This is a genomic window from Candidatus Pelagibacter sp. (assembly GCF_052049775.1).
GTDB lineage: Bacteria > Pseudomonadota > Alphaproteobacteria > Pelagibacterales > Pelagibacteraceae > Pelagibacter.
The window spans coordinates 109,452-127,202 of record NZ_JBNGZH010000008.1 but is presented as its reverse complement, the minus strand read 5'-3'; the positions used below and the strand labels follow the sequence as shown (position 1 = coordinate 127,202).

18 protein-coding genes are annotated in these 17,751 nt (G+C 29.7%); 9 read left to right on the top strand and 9 right to left on the bottom strand.

The features are described from left to right. Positions 1 to 29: 29 nt before the first annotated feature. From ACTT83_RS02260 to ACTT83_RS02250, 3 genes are read right to left on the bottom strand one after another with little or no spacing between them, the layout of a single operon-like run. Positions 30 to 1,226: a hypothetical protein gene (locus tag ACTT83_RS02260; protein ID WP_440918563.1), complete on the bottom strand. Its 1,197-nt coding sequence runs from the start codon at positions 1,224 to 1,226 to the stop codon at positions 30 to 32. Between the two features lie 29 nt (positions 1,227 to 1,255). Continuing rightward, complete coding sequence (locus tag ACTT83_RS02255) at positions 1,256 to 2,473, bottom strand: class I SAM-dependent methyltransferase (RefSeq protein WP_440916776.1); 1,218 nt, start codon at positions 2,471 to 2,473, stop codon at positions 1,256 to 1,258. Beyond that, complete coding sequence (locus ACTT83_RS02250) at positions 2,445 to 3,329, bottom strand: dihydrodipicolinate synthase family protein (protein ID WP_440918562.1); 885 nt, start codon at positions 3,327 to 3,329, stop codon at positions 2,445 to 2,447. Before ACTT83_RS02250 ends, ACTT83_RS02255 begins: the two co-directional genes overlap by 29 nt. 50 nt (positions 3,330 to 3,379) lie before the next feature. On the opposite strand from ACTT83_RS02250, the gene ACTT83_RS02245 reads away from it, so the two are divergent. Then, on the top strand, positions 3,380 to 4,342 hold the full coding sequence (locus ACTT83_RS02245) for a glycosyltransferase family 9 protein (protein WP_440918561.1): 963 nt from the start codon (positions 3,380 to 3,382) through the stop codon (positions 4,340 to 4,342). Here ACTT83_RS02245 and ACTT83_RS02240 read toward each other — a convergent pair. Then, positions 4,339 to 4,842: a J domain-containing protein gene (locus ACTT83_RS02240; protein ID WP_440916773.1), complete on the bottom strand. Its 504-nt coding sequence runs from the start codon at positions 4,840 to 4,842 to the stop codon at positions 4,339 to 4,341. The two genes, ACTT83_RS02245 and ACTT83_RS02240, sit on opposite strands and share 4 nt — an antisense overlap. 16 nt (positions 4,843 to 4,858) lie before the next feature. Between ACTT83_RS02240 and ACTT83_RS02235 the strand changes: the two genes are divergently transcribed. Together ACTT83_RS02235 and ACTT83_RS02230 are read left to right on the top strand one after the other, a co-directional pair. After that, a complete protein-coding gene (locus ACTT83_RS02235) occupies positions 4,859 to 6,934 on the top strand; it encodes a S9 family peptidase (RefSeq protein WP_440918560.1) in 2,076 nt (691 codons plus the stop codon). A gap of 96 nt (positions 6,935 to 7,030) precedes the next feature. Then, complete coding sequence (locus tag ACTT83_RS02230; protein ID WP_440916771.1) at positions 7,031 to 7,477, top strand: Hsp20 family protein; 447 nt, start codon at positions 7,031 to 7,033, stop codon at positions 7,475 to 7,477. 41 nt (positions 7,478 to 7,518) lie between these two features. Here the strand turns inward: ACTT83_RS02230 and ACTT83_RS02225 are convergent, their stop codons facing one another. After that, the gene (locus ACTT83_RS02225) at positions 7,519 to 7,824 is read right to left on the bottom strand and encodes a hypothetical protein (RefSeq protein ID WP_440918559.1); all 306 of its coding nucleotides are present in this window, start codon (positions 7,822 to 7,824) and stop codon (positions 7,519 to 7,521) included. 124 nt (positions 7,825 to 7,948) lie between these two features. Between ACTT83_RS02225 and ACTT83_RS02220 the strand changes: the two genes are divergently transcribed. Beyond that, positions 7,949 to 9,259: an NCS2 family permease gene (locus ACTT83_RS02220; protein WP_440917766.1), complete on the top strand. Its 1,311-nt coding sequence runs from the start codon at positions 7,949 to 7,951 to the stop codon at positions 9,257 to 9,259. Positions 9,260 to 9,286: 27 nt separating this feature from the next. On the opposite strand, the gene ACTT83_RS02215 is transcribed toward ACTT83_RS02220, so the two are convergent. Next, the gene (locus tag ACTT83_RS02215) at positions 9,287 to 9,814 is read right to left on the bottom strand and encodes a phosphoribosyltransferase (protein WP_440918558.1); all 528 of its coding nucleotides are present in this window, start codon (positions 9,812 to 9,814) and stop codon (positions 9,287 to 9,289) included. A gap of 43 nt (positions 9,815 to 9,857) precedes the next feature. Between ACTT83_RS02215 and ACTT83_RS02210 the strand changes: the two genes are divergently transcribed. Continuing rightward, entirely contained in the window at positions 9,858 to 10,154 is a 297-nt protein-coding gene (locus tag ACTT83_RS02210; protein WP_440917764.1) for a DUF1330 domain-containing protein, read from the top strand. On the opposite strand, the gene ACTT83_RS02205 is transcribed toward ACTT83_RS02210, so the two are convergent. Then, positions 10,141 to 10,776 carry a DNA-3-methyladenine glycosylase family protein gene (locus tag ACTT83_RS02205; RefSeq protein WP_440918557.1) on the bottom strand — a complete coding sequence of 212 codons (636 nt, stop codon included), beginning with the start codon at positions 10,774 to 10,776 and terminating at the stop codon, positions 10,141 to 10,143. The two genes, ACTT83_RS02210 and ACTT83_RS02205, sit on opposite strands and share 14 nt — an antisense overlap. Continuing rightward, positions 10,769 to 11,653, bottom strand: coding sequence for a DMT family transporter (locus ACTT83_RS02200; protein ID WP_440918556.1), 885 nt, complete (start codon positions 11,651 to 11,653; stop codon positions 10,769 to 10,771). Before ACTT83_RS02200 ends, ACTT83_RS02205 begins: the two co-directional genes overlap by 8 nt. A 35-nt stretch (positions 11,654 to 11,688) precedes the next feature. Between ACTT83_RS02200 and msrA the strand changes: the two genes are divergently transcribed. The 4 genes from msrA to ACTT83_RS02180 are packed head-to-tail and all read left to right on the top strand — an operon-like array spanning position 11,689 to position 16,950. Further along, positions 11,689 to 12,132 (top strand): peptide-methionine (S)-S-oxide reductase MsrA, encoded by a 444-nt coding sequence (gene msrA / locus ACTT83_RS02195; protein ID WP_440918555.1) that lies wholly within the window; start codon positions 11,689 to 11,691, stop codon positions 12,130 to 12,132. Beyond that, a complete protein-coding gene (locus ACTT83_RS02190) occupies positions 12,132 to 12,947 on the top strand; it encodes a rhodanese-like domain-containing protein (protein ID WP_440918554.1) in 816 nt (271 codons plus the stop codon). Before msrA ends, ACTT83_RS02190 begins: the two co-directional genes overlap by 1 nt. 4 nt (positions 12,948 to 12,951) lie before the next feature. Then, positions 12,952 to 13,821, top strand: a complete 870-nt coding sequence (locus ACTT83_RS02185; RefSeq protein WP_440918553.1) for an efflux RND transporter periplasmic adaptor subunit — start codon at positions 12,952 to 12,954, stop codon at positions 13,819 to 13,821. Beyond that, on the top strand, positions 13,822 to 16,950 hold the full coding sequence (locus ACTT83_RS02180) for an efflux RND transporter permease subunit (RefSeq protein ID WP_440918552.1): 3,129 nt from the start codon (positions 13,822 to 13,824) through the stop codon (positions 16,948 to 16,950). Here ACTT83_RS02180 and ACTT83_RS02175 read toward each other — a convergent pair. Then, positions 16,940 to 17,539, bottom strand: coding sequence for a transglycosylase SLT domain-containing protein (locus tag ACTT83_RS02175; RefSeq protein WP_440917757.1), 600 nt, complete (start codon positions 17,537 to 17,539; stop codon positions 16,940 to 16,942). The genes ACTT83_RS02180 and ACTT83_RS02175 overlap by 11 nt on opposite strands. Positions 17,540 to 17,751: the final 212 nt, after the last annotated feature.

Genomic DNA, 17,751 nt, shown 5'->3' with positions numbered 1-17,751 from the left:
ATAGATAATACCTAATTTAATATAAATGTTTAATTATTATTTTTGGCTCTTTTCCTTGCAATGAGTTGCGTTAAAGAGTCTACCATTGTATCTGAGGCTTTGAAAATATCTACATTTCTAAACTCATGAGAAAGATTTTTTTCAGGATTAGTTTTATCTTCAATAACAATTCCTTCATCTGGAGAATTATTTTTAATATAAATTAATAATAACCAGTCATCATCTTGTGACTCATCCCATTTAATAAAAACTTCACCTGTTTCAAATCTTCTGTCTATACAACGAAAAATAGACATATCGCGGGTGATATGTCTTTTATTTAACTGAAATACTAGGCTACTTGCACTTCTGTAAAAACTTTCTAATGCAAATTCAATTTTTTGTCTTGCTAAAGTATATTCTTTTTCTTTTTCTAATAAGGTTTCTCTATCTTCATCACCTTGAAGTTTAACCCCTAATGCTTCAACCCTTTCTTTAATTTTTTGATCTCGAAGTAATCGATATTTTTCCTTAAGTTTATCAATTCTTTCTTGTAAACCTGCATAGTCTTCTCTTTTTTCTTTTAAAGAAATTTTCTCAAGTTTTTCTAGTTCTTTGACTTCTCTAATTCTGAATTTTTCAATTTGTTTATCTAGTCTTAATTGTTTTAAAAACTGTTTTTGTTTTTCAGCTTGCTCAATTCTCAAAAGTGCTTGCTCTTTTCTTAGGAATAATTTTATATCTTTTACTCGTTGTTTTTCTAATCTAGCTTCTTCTTTAAGTGTTTGTTCTTTTAGTTTAACTCTGAGAGCTTGTTCTTCCTCTTTTTGTTTAGCCAACTCAATTTTTTCTGCCCTCTCTCTTTCAATTTTTTCTATCTTAATTCTTCTTTTTTCATCACGTTTTAAAACTTTATAACTTGAAATTGTCTCTGAAATTTTGTCAAAAAAACCTTGAATATGTTTTTCTAAACTAAAATTAAATTTAAAATTGAATTGAGGTTTTAGGGATAGCTGTAATTTAACTAATTTTAAAACTATACTTTCGTTTTGGGTTTTTTTAATTTGTTTTAAATAGTTAGTTTTTTTTAATTTTTTAACCTTCTTTTTCCTTTTTTTGATAACTCTTTTTTTTTTAAATCTTTTAACAACTCTTTTAGTTTTTTTACCTTTTCTTCGAAACTTATAGGATTTGGCTTTTTTTAATACTTTTCTTTTTTTTTTTGATTTTTTTTGTTTTTTTTTCATTTCTGAGAAGAAATGATTCTATCAATAATTTATTGATAAATATAGTCTCTAGTCACAGGGGTTGATCTATAATTTTTAGTGAGTTGAAATTGATAAACAACTTGATCACCCCACTTAAATGCCATTTCACAACCAGCGAGATAAAACTCCCACATTCTAAAAAATTTTTCATCGAACATTTGGATTATTTTATCTTTATTTTTTAAACAGTTTTCTTTCCAGTGTCTTAAAGTATGAGCATAATGAAGTCTTAAAACTTCAATGTCGGTTACAATTAAGCCAGCTTTTTCAATAGGATTCGTTACTTCACTTAAGCTTGGTGTATAACCACCAGGAAAAATATATTTTGTAATCCAAGGATGAGGGTCTCTTGGCGGGTTAACAGACCCGATAGTGTGAATTAACGAAACACCATCATCTTTCAACAATTTTTCAATTTGTTTAAAAAACTTTTTATAAAATTTCCTTCCAACGTGTTCAAACATGCCAACACTCACTATTCTATCAAATTTCTCATCTAGCTCTCTATAATCCATCAGTTTAAATTTTACTTGGTTCTGTAAATTCATTTCTTTTGCTTTTTGATTACAATAGTTTAGTTGATTTTCTGATAGGGTTATTCCTGTAACTTCACACTTAGCATTTTTAGCAATATCAATTGCTAATGATCCCCAGCCGCATCCTATGTCTAAAACTTTTTGGTCAGGTTTAATATTTAATTTTTTAATTATATGTTGAATCTTATTATTCTGTGCAGTTTCAAGACTATCATTTTCATTTTTAAAATAAGCACATGAATATTGTCTTTTAGGATCTAAAAACAAATCATAGAGATCATCTTTGATATCATAATGATGTGAAACATTCATTTTAGATTTTTTGATAAAGTTAAAATTGGTAAGATACCGGTAAGACCCCCTTAGTTTATTTAAAAGATAACTAAAAATGTTTAACTCGTTTCTTCCAATATTCATCAATGCTAGATCTAAAAAATCTGTCAGAGATCCATTTTCGATAACTATATCTCCGTTTGTATATGCCTCTCCAAAGTAAAGATCTGGATGGAATAGTAATTTATAATGAAGTTTCTTATTTAGAATTTTTAATTTGATAGGATCGTCAGTTGGTTGACCAATAATATAATCCTTGGAGTCAGCGTCGGTCAGGATAAACCCTCCTTTTTTAAATACTTTATTAAGAAATCTTGCTAAATACATCTCAAGCTGCCAATTGTGATTTTGTTTCAAAATTTAAATCTTTTAAACTCTGCAAAAGATTTCTCTCATCAGTTTCGTTAAGTAAACTTAAAGGTGGTAATAGATTTCCATAAATTTTGTTCTCTTTTGAAAACAGAGTATGAAGAGCTGAAATTAAATTATATTTTTCAAAAGTATTTCTGACATTGACTAATTTTTGGTTTAAAGAATGATCTTTCTTTTCTTTAAAATCATCGTAAACTTTTCGAGCTAATTGAGATGTAGCATTGCAAGTTGCAGTAATAATTCCTGAACAACCATTTTCTAATCCTTTAAGCAATTTTGACTCTGAACCTGGCATAACTGAAAAATTTTCCAACTTTAGCTTTTCAAATAAATTGTAAGAACTATCCTTCACACCTACAATTTGATCAGGAAATTTGTGAACCAATTTTTCCACACATTCAATACTAAATTTATATCCACACAATTTTTCAAAATTATAAAGTATAATTTTAGACTCTGGTACTGCATCAATGATTTTTGTGTAAAAGTTTATTACATCCTTATCATGATATTTATAATAAGCTGGTGGCATGATTAAAAATTTTTTAAAGTTTAGAGAAACTGAAATTTTCATTAAATTAATTGTTTCATTTAAAGAATTTAATCCTGTTCCGATTAAGTGTTTTTCTTTGTATTTACTTTCTGAAAGGTGATTTAGTAATTTAATCTTTTCAACGATTGGAATTAATTGCGCTTGGCCAGTGCTTCCAAATATTGCAGTTCCATGACAACCTTGGTCAATTAAATTTTCTGCATGTGATATAGTTTTTTCAATATTTAAGCTCAAATCAGAGTTCAAAACTGACATCGAAGCTGCATATATCCCACTTATTTTTGTCATAATAAAAATTTATATAAAATATAAAAATTAGTAAAGTTTATAAATCGAATATGAAAATATTAGCTGTCCAAAATAGAATGGGTATTGGAGATACAGTAATCTTTTTACCCTTTATTAAGGCAATATCAAAAAAATACAATTCACCAGTAAGTCTCCTGGTAAGAGAAAATTCTAAAGCGACAGAGTTCTTACATCAAACTAATTACATTAATAAAATTCTTATCTTAGAAAGAGATAAAAAATTAAGTAATAAACATGGGGGTTTTTTTGGAACTTTAAATTTAATGAAAGAATTAAAAAAACAAAGTTTTGATAAAATTTTCATTTTTAATTCTTCTTTTAGATTTAATATAATTGCAAAATTATCAGGAATAACTGAAATTTATCAGTATCCATTATTTAGTAAAACTGATCAGCACATTATTAATACGCCAAAAAAATTTTTAAAAGATAAATTGAATATTAAAGAAATTGAAGATCCTGAAATACATATTGATGATGAAACTATTTCACAATCAGTAAAAAAATTTAACATTGATAGAAATAAAATTAATATACTCTTAGGAATTGGTGGCTCAGGCCCTACGAAAAGGGTTCCCTCAAGAATATTTATTAATTTTATGGAAAAAATTTCAAAAATTAAAAAATGTAAGTTTTATCTTGCCACTGGTAAGAATAGTGATGAGCAAATTATTCTTAATGAAATACTTCAGTCTAAATTTAAAGACACATGTTTACCTTTAGATGATTTATCGATTAAAGAAATTTTGCCGATCATAAAAAACTGCAATCTGTCTGTTTGTAATGACTCAAGTTTTAGTCACTTATCTGCGGCATTGGGGACTAAAACGATAACTTTGATGGTTGATACGCCAATTATTTACGGAAATTATAACTCTAAAATGTTCCCTGTAATTCCAGATGGTGAGGAAACTGTCAAGCATCATACCTCTGGAAAAGATAGAATAAATCCGCAGAAAATATTTGATAAAGTTTTAGAGATTCTAAATTAAGAAATATCGTTCAAAACTATATCTTTTGCTTCATTTACTATTGAGGACAATCTAGCTGTCTCTGGTGAAATATCCGGATGGATTTTTTTTTGTATTTTAACATAAGCTTTATTTACATCTTCTTTTGTAATTTTTTTATTCACATCTAAATTTAGTATTTTATATGCTTCAGTTACTGAAATTGAAGATGAGTTATTTAGGTTCGATTGATTAAAAGAAAATCTTCCTGATCTTCTCAATGTTTGAATTAATCTATAAAGCGATATTAATTGAAAAATAGATAGACCTTTTAATTTTAATAATGCAAGACTAGCTAATGTAAAAGGCAACGTTAATAAAAAACGCCCACCGATGGCAAATAAAATTGCTAATACAATAAATCCGAGTATTAATAAAATCCTTAAACCTTTTGATATTTTTTTTGAAGAAATCTTAGTTATAAATTTCAATAGAAAGTATAAAATAGTCAAAATGACTAATGTATAAATTATGATATTCATATAGTTCTTCTTTTTTATGAAAGTACCACAACTTAGAAAAAAACTGGAAATAAAATCTTGTCACAACACGAGTTGGGAAGATAATTACAGCTGGATACATCAAAAAGATATTCTTGAAGTCTTAAAAGACAAAAATAAATTAAATCCAGAAGTAAAAAAATACTTAATTGAAGAAAACAATCATACTGACTATCATCTTAAAGATACTAAAAACTTACAGAAAAAACTCTTTGATGAAATAAAGGGAAGAATAAAATTAGATGATGAGTCTCTTCCTTTTAGAGATCACACTTATGATTATTGGACAAAAACCACAACAAAAGGAAATTATTCTATCAAACTCCGTAAAAAAATTAATACAGATAATGTTGAAGAAATTTGGAACGGAGATAAAGAAAAAGAAAAATTAGGCGTTGAATATTTTGGAGTGGGAGATTTAGAAGTAAGCCATAACGATAAGCTACTTGCATATTCTCTGGATACCAAAGGATCAGAGTATTACAAAATCTTCATAAGAGATATTTCAACAAATAAGTTGGTCACAAAAGAAATAACGGATACATCTGGCAGTATTACTTTTAGTCTAGACGATAAATATATTTTTTACTCAAAATTAGATGAAAATCATCGTGCCCGAAAAATATATAGACATAAAATTGGGGACCATTTAAGTGAGGATTATTTGGTTTTTGAGGAAAAAAGTGAAGCTTTTACAGTTGGAATAAGCTTAACCTCTGATGAAAAATATTATCTAATAACAACTTCTGATCACAACACATCAGAGCAATACTACTTTGGCGTTGATGAAATAACTCCAAAACCAAAATTAATAATTAAAAGACAAAGAGGAATTTTATACTCTATAAATTCTTGGGCCAACAATTTTTACAATCATACAAATAATGATGCTGAAGATTTTAAGATTGATATCTCTTCAAGCTTAGAGAACCAAAATTGGAAACCTTTTGTGCCTTCAAAAAATGAGGTTTTAATTGGTGGTTGTGTGTTTTTAAAAAATTGGATAATTCGATCAGAAACTTCTGATGCATTAGATAAGTTATTCATAAGAAATATATTAACAAATTTTGAGGAAGAATTAATTTTTTCAGATGAAAAAGTATACGTACCAAATATTTCTCTTAAACAAAAAGATCGAAACACAGACGAAATTTACCTCGGATATTCATCGCCGAAAACTCCTTCAAGAGTTTATTCATATAATCTTTCAGATAAATCTAAAAAATTAGTTAAAGAACAAGAAATTCCATCAGGCCATAATTCAGAAGATTATATCGTAGAGAGAATTGAATATAAATCTCATGATGGAAGAATGGTTCCTTTAACAATAACAAGACATAAGAAAACCAGGATTGATGGAACTGCAAATGTCTTATTGTACGGTTATGGTTCATACGGAAATTCAATGAGCCCTAGTTTTTCATCTACACGTTTGAGTTTGATCAACAGAGATATCATCTGGGCTACAGCCCATATTAGAGGTGGAATGGAAAAAGGTATGAAATGGTGGAAAGAAGGAAAATTAACAAACAAAAAAAATACTTTTGAGGATTACATTTATGCAGCTAAATATTTAATTGAAAAGAAATACTCTTCTGCTGGTAAGATCATTGGTATGGGTGGATCTGCAGGTGGATTATTAATGGGAGCAGTGGTAAACCAATCTCCAAAATTATTTTTAGGAATTATAATGGCGGTTCCATTTGTTGACTCTTTAACTACTAACCTTGATCACTCTCTACCATTAACAGTTGGTGAATTTGATGAGTTTGGTAATGCCAAGGATAATAAAGATCACTTTGATTATATATTTTCTTATGCTCCTTATAATAATATAAAAAAAATGGACTACCCTCATATGTTAATTACCACTAGTTTAAGTGACAATAGAGTATTGTTTGATGAGCCTGCTAAATTTACTGCCAAGCTAAGAGACTTAAAAACAGATAATAATTTATTACTTTTAAAAACAGAAATGGATGCAGGTCATGGCGGAAAATCAGGTAGAGATGGCGCTATAGAAGAAATAGCTTTAGACTATGCTTTTGCACTAAAAATTTCAAAAAAAATTTAATTTCTCAATCTTGAAAAAACTTAAATCGTTCTTATATCATCCATGTAGGTCGCCTAATGGGGCTTATAAATAAACTTGCTTAACAAAGGAGGATATATGACAAGTAAGGATCTATCTATATTTAACTCATTAAGACCATTCTCGATTGGGTTCGACGATATGTTTGATCAATTTGAGAATATGTTGGGAAATGGTGCAATGACAATGCAATCCAATTACCCACCATACAACATCAGAAAGACTGGTAAAGATAACTACGCTATTGAAGTTGCTTTAGCAGGTTTCAACAAAAAAGATGTTGAGGTTGAGTTCGAAGATAATTTATTAACTGTAAGAACAAAACAAGTTGATAAATCTGAGGATAAAAATGCTGATGGAGAGATCATTCATAAGGGAATATCTCAAAGACAATTTGCTAGATCATTTACAATTGCTGATGACGTAAAAGTAAATGGTGCCGAGCTCAAAGATGGTCTTTTAACAATATCTTGCGAGAGAATTGTACCAGAGCATAAGAAGAAAAAACTAATCGAAATTAGATAAGTTAAAGCCTTGCTTGCGGGGCAACTAGCTCCGCAAGTAAACTAAAAACATCCTTTTGATGAAAATCCAATTACCACTGAGTTAGTGTCTACCTCAAATTTTCTTTCACAAGAAATTCCATATTTTTTTGTTTTATATACAAGAACTTGATTTCCTTTTTCGTTCTTAAAATCTTCATCAGGATTTCCTAGATCAATTTTAAGTTCACTGGATAATTGACCTATGTATTTACCCAACCTTTTATTTTCTTGCTCAACAATTTTGTCAGTTTTTTCTTGTACAGTCTGACATGCAGTGACCATTAAGAAGAAACCAAGTAACAACACGATTAATTTAAAATTTCTCATTTTTATATTCTAGCTTCTAAATATGACCAAAATATAAACTTCTTAGTTGAATTATGTTGATAAAATTAGATTTGGCTAAGTATTTGTCAAAAGAATCGTCTATTTAATCAGGATAGGAGGAATAATGTTAGACAAATATTTTGAGTACAAAAAACACAAAACAGATTTTAAAACAGAAGTAATAGCCGGAACTACTACTTTTTTAACCATGGCTTATATCATGTTTTTAAATCCGTTTATTTTATCAGGTGAATTTGCTGGACCCGAAAAAGGTTTCTTTGATTTCGGCGCAGTTTACACTGCAACTATTCTAGCAACTGCCCTAGCTTGTTTCATAATGGCATTTCATGGAAAAACTTGGCCTATTGGTCTTGCGCCAGGAATGGGGATTAATGCTTTTGTAGCTTTTGGAGTTTGTGCAGGTATGGGATATACGCCGCAACAAGCTTTGGGTGCTGTATTAGTTGCTGGTGTATTATTTTTAATTATATCATTAACACCAATAAGAGCGTGGCTTATCAACTCTATTCCTAAGAGTTTAAAGTTAGGAATTGGCGCAGGAATTGGTTTGTTCTTAGCAATTATCGGTCTTCAGATAATGGAAGTAGTTGTTGATAATCCTGTAACATTAGTACAGCTTGGAAATTTAAGTGATCCACTTGTTTTATTAGGATGCGCGACTTTTATTGCAATAATTGTTTTAGATAAGATGAACGTTAAAGGTAATATCATTATTGGTATTTTAGTATTTAGTATAATTGCTTGGGCTACGGGTCTTGCAAAGTTTAATGGTATCGCAAGTGCTCCACCTTCAATGACTTATCTTTTTGAATTTGATTTATCTGCAGCTATGACAGCTGGAATGTCTACAGTCATATTTACTTTATTGTTCGTAGACTTTTTTGACACTGCAGGAACTTTAACTTCAGTTGCCAATGTAGCTGGAAAAGTGGGCAAAGATGGAAAAGTTAAAGACATCAATAAAGCAATGTTATCAGATAGCGTAAGTACAGTTGCAGGAGCTGTAATGGGAACCACAACTGTAACTAGTTACGTTGAGTCTGGGGCTGGGGTAAAAGCTGGTGGAAAGACCGGCATGACCTCTTTGGTAATTGGTATATTATTTTTAGCATGTATATTTTTTGCGCCCTTAGCAACTAGTTTGCCAAAACAAATTGATGGTGCTGCTTTACTTTTTGTTTCAGTTCTATTTATAAGAAATATTACTGACATAGAGTGGAATGATGTTTCAGAGTCTGCTCCAGCAATTCTTGCAATGATCGCTATGCCTTTAACTTATAGTATCAGCAATGGTATTGCTCTAGCTTTCGTATCATATGCATTGATCAAGATATTTACTGGTAAATTTGCAACTACTTCACCGGCTATTTGGGTAATAGCAATTTTGAGTGTTGTAAGTTTTGCAGTTGCTTAAATATTAATTGAACAGGGCTAGTATAAACTAGCCCTGTTTATTTTTTCTCACAATCTCCTCAATAGACAATTCTTCATAATGTTCTGTAGGTTGAACAATCCATGGATCTGAATCTAATCTGATAGGACAAAAATCAGGTTCGAAAGTTGACGATTTCTTTTTCCATAAACAAGCAGTTTTTACTTCTTTTATATATTCTTTAGTTGGGCCATAATTTTTCAACCACTCAATGCTTTTATTTAGCGTTAAACCAGTATCTGAAAGATCATCTATTAGAAGAACCTTATTAAAATCTTTGTTATTTGCCAAAGAACTTATTTCTCTTGCAAACATCAATTGGCCCTGTTGATCCTCTAAACCTTTACCTGAATAACTTTGAATAACAATATATGCGATTGGTAATTTCAAAATTCTTGATAAAATATCAATAATAGGAGCTGCCCCTCTCATAATACCAACTAATACAGTTGGTTTATATTCTTCATGAATTTGTATTGCTAACTTTTCAACAATTTGAGTATATTCATCAAAACTGATAATTAATTTCTCTGCCATGAAATTTATTATCATAATTAAAAATAATTAAAAAGGAGAAATCATGAAGGCTTATTGGATAAGTTTGTATACTAAAGTTAATGACCAAGAAAATTTAAAAAAGTATGCAGAGACAGTAACTCCAATTATTAAAAGTTATGGTGGTTTACCTTTGGTTAGAGGTGGTAAACATACAACTTTCGATGGTGATGATTTTTTAAGAACTGTGGTTTGGGAATTTCCAAATTACGAGCAAGCTTTAAAGTGTCATCAATCTAAAGAATATCAGGCTGGTTGGGATTTAGCCAAAAAGACCACTATAAGACACATGCAAATCGTTGAGGGATTTAGTACTGAATAGGTTCAGGATCTATACTTCTCCATAAATACCATGTAGCTACTGAGCAATAAGGTGAAAATCTTTTTTGAAGTAAAGACACAAATTTTTCTGGTGGAAAATATTTTTTATTATAATTTTTAGAAATCGCTCGCAAAAGACCAATATCTTGTATAGGCCAAATGTCAGATCTATTATAAGTAAAAAGTAAAATCATTTCAGCCGACCATCTACCTATTTGTCTTAAATTAGATAAATAAACTATAGCTTCCTCATCACTCATATTCTTTATTAATTTAGGATTAAAGGATTTATTAATGATTTGTTTTGCTAAACTTTTTATTCCTAAGACTTTTTGCCTACTTAATCCACAATTTTTAAGTTGTGTTGAGGTCAATTTAGATACAGTTTTTGGATTAATTTTATTTTTACATTTTTTCTTAAATTTTAAAAAAACTGAATTTGCTGCAGCAACACTTATTTGCTGACCAATAATACTTTTGCATAATGAAAAAAAAATATCCTTTCTTGAAGTAAGAATCGTTTCATTGGGACTTTGATAATTTTTAATTAATCTTGACATTATTTTATCCCTTTTGGATAAATATCTTTTAGCTTTATTCCAATATTTTGGAACTTTAGTCATTGATTGTTTTAGAAGTGATTATTTTTTTATTGTAAATTTCTCTTCTAAAAATAATTAATGTTGAAATGATTACCAAAGAGGCTCCAAGAAGAGTTTTGATTGTTGGAACCTCACCCCAAATGAAATATCCAAAAATTATTGCAAACAAAAGAGCTAAATATTTTAAAGGAGTTACCAAAGAAACCTCTGAATATTTATATGACTGACCTAACCATAAATTTGCAACGCCTCCAAAAATGCCTACCAAAGATAATAAAATAAAATCCTGTAAATTAGGCATAACCCATCCTTGTGGAATAGTTAAAAAACTCAATAAGGTTATTGATAAGGAGAAATAGAATGAAATTAACCAAACTGGTTCTGTGGTCGATAACTGTCTTATTGATATCGCTACATAAGATAGACCAAGACAAAATATTATGGGAAAAATATAATAAATGTTAAGTTCACTTATCCCTGGTTCAGTGATTACTAATATTCCTATAAAACCAACTATTACAGCTAACCATCTATAAATACCAACTTTTTCACTCAATAAAAAAATTGAAAATATAGTTGTAAAAATTGGAGCAGCAAAAGAAATACTTACTACAGTTGCGAGGGGTAATTTTCTTAAAGCAATAAAAATTGCTACTAAAGCAATTAAACCCGACAAGCACCTTAGGGCATGCAAGCCTGGTCTTTTGGTTTGATAAAAATTGTGAAGTCTATCTCTTGGTATAATGAAAAAATAAAATAGTATTCCAAAAAACCCTCTAAAAAATAAAACCTGTCCAATTGGATAATCGACTGACCACTTGACAATTATATCCATTAGTGAAAATGCACAAACAGACATAAACATGTACAAAAATCCTAATTGATTTTTACTAAGCATACGAATAATTTGTAAATTAATTTAAATCATAATCAATGGAAATAGCAGTTTTAGCACTTGGATGTTTTTGGGGACCTGAAATCAAATTCAGCAAAATTAATGGTGTTATCAAAACTGAAGTTGGCTATTGCGGTGGTAATAGTTCACAAACCACCTATAAAGAAGTTTGCACAGGGAGTACAAATCATGCTGAAGTTGTTAAGATTGATTATGATGAGAAGATAATTACTTATGAAGAAATTTTAAAAATTTTTTTTGAAATTCATGACCCAACTACACTCAATTCTCAAGGACCAGATTTTGGTACACAATATAGAAGTGAAATCTTTTATTTGAATGATAATCAAAAAAAAATTGCAGAAGATGTTCTGGACCAGGTTAATAAAAAGTTATCAGGGAAAGTAGTAACAAAAATTTCCTTACTAAAAAACTATTGTATTGCTGAGGAATATCATCAAAAATATTTAGAAAAGAGATAATGTCATTAGTAGAAACTGATTGGCTCGAAAATAACAAAGACAAAGTAAAAATAATTGATTGCTCGTGGCACATGCCACAAACGAAAAGAAATGGTTTTGAAGAGTATAAAACTCAACATATCCCGGAATCAATTTTTTTTGACCTAGATGATAATTCGGACAAAAATACAAATCTTCCACATATGTTAGTGAATAAAAATGAATGGGAAAAAATAGTCTCAAAGATGGGAATCAAAAATGAGGATATGATTATTATTTATGATAATTCTGATGTTGTTAGCTCATGTCGCTGTTGGTTTAATTTTATCTATTATGGTCATGATCCTAAACTAGTTCATGTTTTAAATGGGGGTTTAAAAAAATGGATAGAAGAAAAAAGAAAAGTAACAAATAATTTATCTAAAGTTATGAAGTCAGACTACAAAAGTTTTGAAAATCAGGAATTAGTTAAAAACAAAGATTCAATTAATCAAAATATAGAAACCCAAAATTTTAGGGTTGTTGATGCTAGAAGCAAAGAAAGATTTGAAGGAAAGGTTCCTGAGCCTAGAGAGGGATTAAAAAGTGGAAATATTAAAAATTCTGTGTGCATACCATTTGGCTCTTGTCTTAATCAGGATAGAACTTTTAGAAATAAACAAGAACTTGAAAAAATTTTTCAATCTTCCTTAAAAAACTTAAATGATAAAAATATTGTCTTTTCATGTGGATCTGGGGTAACCGCGTGTGTTTTGGCACTAGCTTATTCTTTAATAAATGATAAATATCGTCCCTGTATTTATGATGGCTCTTGGGCTGAATACGGGTTAATTTAAAAAAATGAAAAGATCGACTAAAACTATATCAATTATTTTAATATTTTTTCTAATCATTGCAGCGGTAATTATTGGTAGAACAATGATTGGAAATCATTTTAAAAAAAAATTCAGTAAAAGACCCCCTCCAGGAATAATTGTCACCGAAGTGGTAAAAAAAGAATTTGCTGAAACAATAGAGACATTTGGTACTGCAATCTCAAAAAAATCTGAAACTTTCAAAATAAAAAAAGATGATCTTTTTGAAGATTTAAAATTGAAAGACTTTGTTCAAAAAGGAGATGTATTAATCAAGTTGAAAAGTGGAAATATTATAGCTCCATTCAGTGGAGTACTTGGTTATACTGGTCTTACGGAAGATATTCTTGTATCTAATAATATATTCATCATAACATTAGATGATAATTCAACTATTTACTCAGACATTAAAATTCCAGAGAACTATTCGGCATCTATTAAAAAAGGTCTTCCAGTTGACGTAAAATTATCTAGTTTTAAGGATAAAACTTTTTCAGGTGAGGTTGATTTTGTATCAAGCAGGATTAACGCTGATACAAGAAGTATATTATCCAGAATTAAGGTACAAAATAATGATCTCGAACTAATCTCGGGATCTCTTTTAGAAGTAAGCGTTAAATTTAATCTTAGAAACTCATTAAGTGTACCTGATACAAGTGTGATGATTGAAGGTGACAAATCCTATGTTTACAAAATAAATGGCGAAAATGTTGCAAATAAAACTGAGGTTAAAACCGGTCTAAGAAGTAATAAAAATATCGAGGTAATTTCTGGATTAAGTGAAGGGGAAATAATCGTCGCGGAAGGATTAAAAAAAGTAAGACCTAGAGGAAAAATAAAACCTATTACAAAATAAATGTTTATTACCGAACTAAGCATAAAAAGACCAGCTGTTTCTTGGGTAATGTCTTTAATCTTAATTATTTTTGGTTTATTTGTCTTTTGGAAATTACCAGTTAGAGAATTACCCAATGGAATACAACCGCCTGTAGTCCAAGTCCAAGTAGATTACAAATCTGCATCAGCATCAATTGTAGATCAAGAAGTTACTCAAGTCGTTGAAGATGTTATTGGAGGTGCTGAAGGTATAAAAAATATAGACTCAAAATCTGAGAATGGAAGAAGCACAATTAATGTAGAGTTTGATACTAGTATTGATTTAGACAATGCTGCTAACGATATAAGAGAGAGAGTTGCGAGAGTTGTAGATAATTTACCATCTGAGTCTGATCCTCCTCAAATATTAAAAAGGGCAGCTGGTTTTACTACGACTATGTGGTTGTCGTTATCATCTGCAACTTGGAGTGATCTTGAACTAGGTGACTATGCAGAAAGATATTTAGTGGATCAGTTTTCTAGTATTAAAAATGTTGGAAGGATACTTGTTGGTGGTCTAAGAGAATTAAGTATCAGAGTTTGGATAGATCCAATTAAACTTGCTGCAAATGATTTAACTATTAAGGAAGTCGAACTTGCAATGCGTGGAGAAAATATAAGTCTTCCAGCTGGTACTCTTGAGGCAGATAACATTGACCTAACATTAAATTTAGATAAATCATACAACGATATAAATTCGATTAAACAGTTACCAATAAAAAAAACGAATAATAAAGTAATTTTGTTATCTGATGTTGCTGATATTGAATTTGGACCTGTTTCAGAAAAAACACTTTTTAAAGCTCAAACAAAAGATCAGGTTAATTTAAGGACAGTTGGTATTGGTATTTACGCGAGAAGTGGGGCCTCGACAGTTGAGCTCTCGAACGAAATCAAAAAAAAGATAGTAGAAGTTAAAAAATCTTTACCAAGTGAACTAGATTTAAGAGTTTCGTTTAATAGGGCAAACTACGTGGAGGCTGCTATTGAAGAGGTATATAAAACCCTTTTGATTGCTTTTGTATTAGTAGTGCTAATAATTTATTTATTTCTCGGGAATCTTAAAGCTGTAGTCGTTCCAGCAATCGCTCTTCCAGTAAGCTTAATAGCATCTTTTTTAGGTCTTTATATTTTTGGATTATCAATAAACATATTTGTTCTTTTAAGTTTTATTTTAGCGATTGGAATAATTACTGATGACTCGGTGATTATGACTGATGCAATATATCGAAGAATTGAAAATGGAGAAACTCCACTAGTTGCTGCTTATAAAGGATCCAAACAAATTTCATTTGCAATCATAGCGACAACATTAATTTTAGTAGCTGTATTTTTACCACTAATATTTATCGAGGGAATATCAGGAACATTATTTAGAGAAACAGCAATTGCATTATCATTTTCAATAGTTGTTTCATCATTTGTTGCTCTTACCTTGTCGCCAATGCTCGCAAGTAAATTTTTAAATAAGAAGGCTTCAAAGAGGACTTTTATTCAAAAATTTGAAAAAATATTTTTAGGATTTTCAAAATTTTATAAAGAGACTTTAGATGTAATTGCTCACAAAACAAAATCAGTAGGTTTTTTTATTATATTTATAATTATTTGCTCTGTATTATTGTTTAGTTTCTCTAAAAAAGAATTATTGCCAATGGAAGATCGTGGTGCTTATTTAATTATTGGCGCAACGGATGAAGGAAGCTCTTTTGAGTACACACAAGAACAGGCACAAAAAGTCGAAGCTAGATTAATTCCACTTTTACAAGCTGAAGATAGTCCATACTCAAGATTTATTATGAGAGTACCTGGCTTTGGTAGTTCTGCAAACTCATATAATAGTTTTATCATAATTGCACTTTTAGATGACTGGAAAAATAGAAAAAAAGGACAGCAAGTTGTTTTAAGAGAGGCTATTGGAAAAATTGTTACATTGCCTCAAGCTCTTGCATTTCCAATATCTCCACAATCAATCAGAGTATCTAATTATAATAAGCCAGTACAAATGGTTATTTATGGAAGTACCTATGAGGAACTTGAAGAAATTCAAAAAAGAGTAATTAGAAAATTAAGATCAAATAAAAGTCTCTCAAGAATTGAGTCTGATTACAATCGAAACAAACCTGAGGTGAAATTAGTTATTAATAAAAATAAAGCTAAAGATTTAGGTGTATCAACAAAAGCAATAGGAGAAACACTTGAAACTCTTTATGGGGGAAAAAAAATTACAACTTTCAATAAATTAGGTAAAGAATACCCAATTGTAGTTCAGAAATATTTGTCTGATAGAAGGAATAAAGAAGGAGTTTCAAAAATTTTTGTTCGTTCTGAAACAAATGGAAAACTAATTTCTTTATCAAATTTAGTTAGTTTTAAAGAGGAGGGTTCAGCGAAACAACTTGCAAGATACAATAGACAACGAGCAGTCACGATATCTGCAAATATTAATGAAGGATACACTTTAACCGAGGCGATAAAATTCTTTGAGAGTATCATGGCAGATTTGGCTCCAAAAAATCAAATTACCTGGAAAGGTAAATCCGAGGAAATTAAAGAGACTAGTAATGAATTATTTATAATTTTTGCTCTCGCATTGCTCACAGCTTACTTGGTAATGGCAGCAACGTTTAATTCATTCATTCATCCATTCATTATAGTTTTAACAGTTCCTTTGGCAATTTTTGGTGGTTTAGTATTTATTTTATTTTTAAATAGTTCAGTTAATATTTTTTCTCAGATCGCTTTGATAATACTTATCGGTATATCAACTAAAAATAGTATTTTAATTGTTGATTATGCCAATCGAATAAGGACTACAGGAAAAAGTATCGAATTAGCTGTGAAAGAGGCTTGTGCAGTAAGATTTAGGCCTATCATTATGACATCATTAAGTACAATGATCGCGATGATACCTTTGGTTATAGGAAATATTGGCCCAGGTGCAGGTGAAGGATCAAGATTAGCTGTGGGAGCAACCATATTGGGTGGTATGATAATTTCAACTTTTTTCACATTATACGTTACTCCATCTATGTATTTAGCTTTAGCAAAAAATACCAAAAGGATTGATGTAATAGATTTGGAGTTAAAAAAAGAACTATCTAAAAAATAATATATTTATTTTTATTTAAAGAATTGCTGCAACTCAATAATTGTTTTTTATAAATATTTGATTGTTTCTCAACTTTTTTAGCTAATCCAATAACTTTTTTATTTTTTTTATAATGCTTAAAATTTCCCCAGCCCTCATGATAGGCCAAATATTGTTTAAAAGCGTCTTGTTTAGAAATTTTTAAAATTGTTTCTGATTTACTAGTATACCAACCAATAAAATCAACACTATCTTTAAATCTAGCTCTTGTTGCTAACTTATTTCCTGTTTCTTTTTTATATTGTTCCCAAGTCCCTTTTACTGCCTGAGAATATCCAAATGAACTTGATGGGCGTTTATAAGGGATTACTTTAAATATTTTTTGTCTAGCTGGCTTAGCTAACCAGTCAAAATCTGACTCCATTTTTATAATAGCTAATTGAATATAAATAGGAGTACCCCATTTTTGCTCTGTTTTTTTTGCATACTTGTACCAGAGATAACGCTCATTAAATATTGAACAACTATTTGCAGTATTTGATGGAATTGATGAACATCCTGTTAAGAAAAAAATAAATAATATAACAAATTTATTTTTTAGTGATCCCATATTTATTTATAAGATTCCTAACAAAAATTACAACTATCACCCCTAATAAATTTCCAAACAGATCTGACCACTGAAAACTCCTTTCAGGAATTAATATATGAAACACCTCTAATAAAACTGAAATTACTAAAAGATAATATAAAACTAGTTTTAATTTTTCTGAATTTAAAAAAGTCAAATACCCTAAAATAGTAACCAGTCCAAAAGCGTAA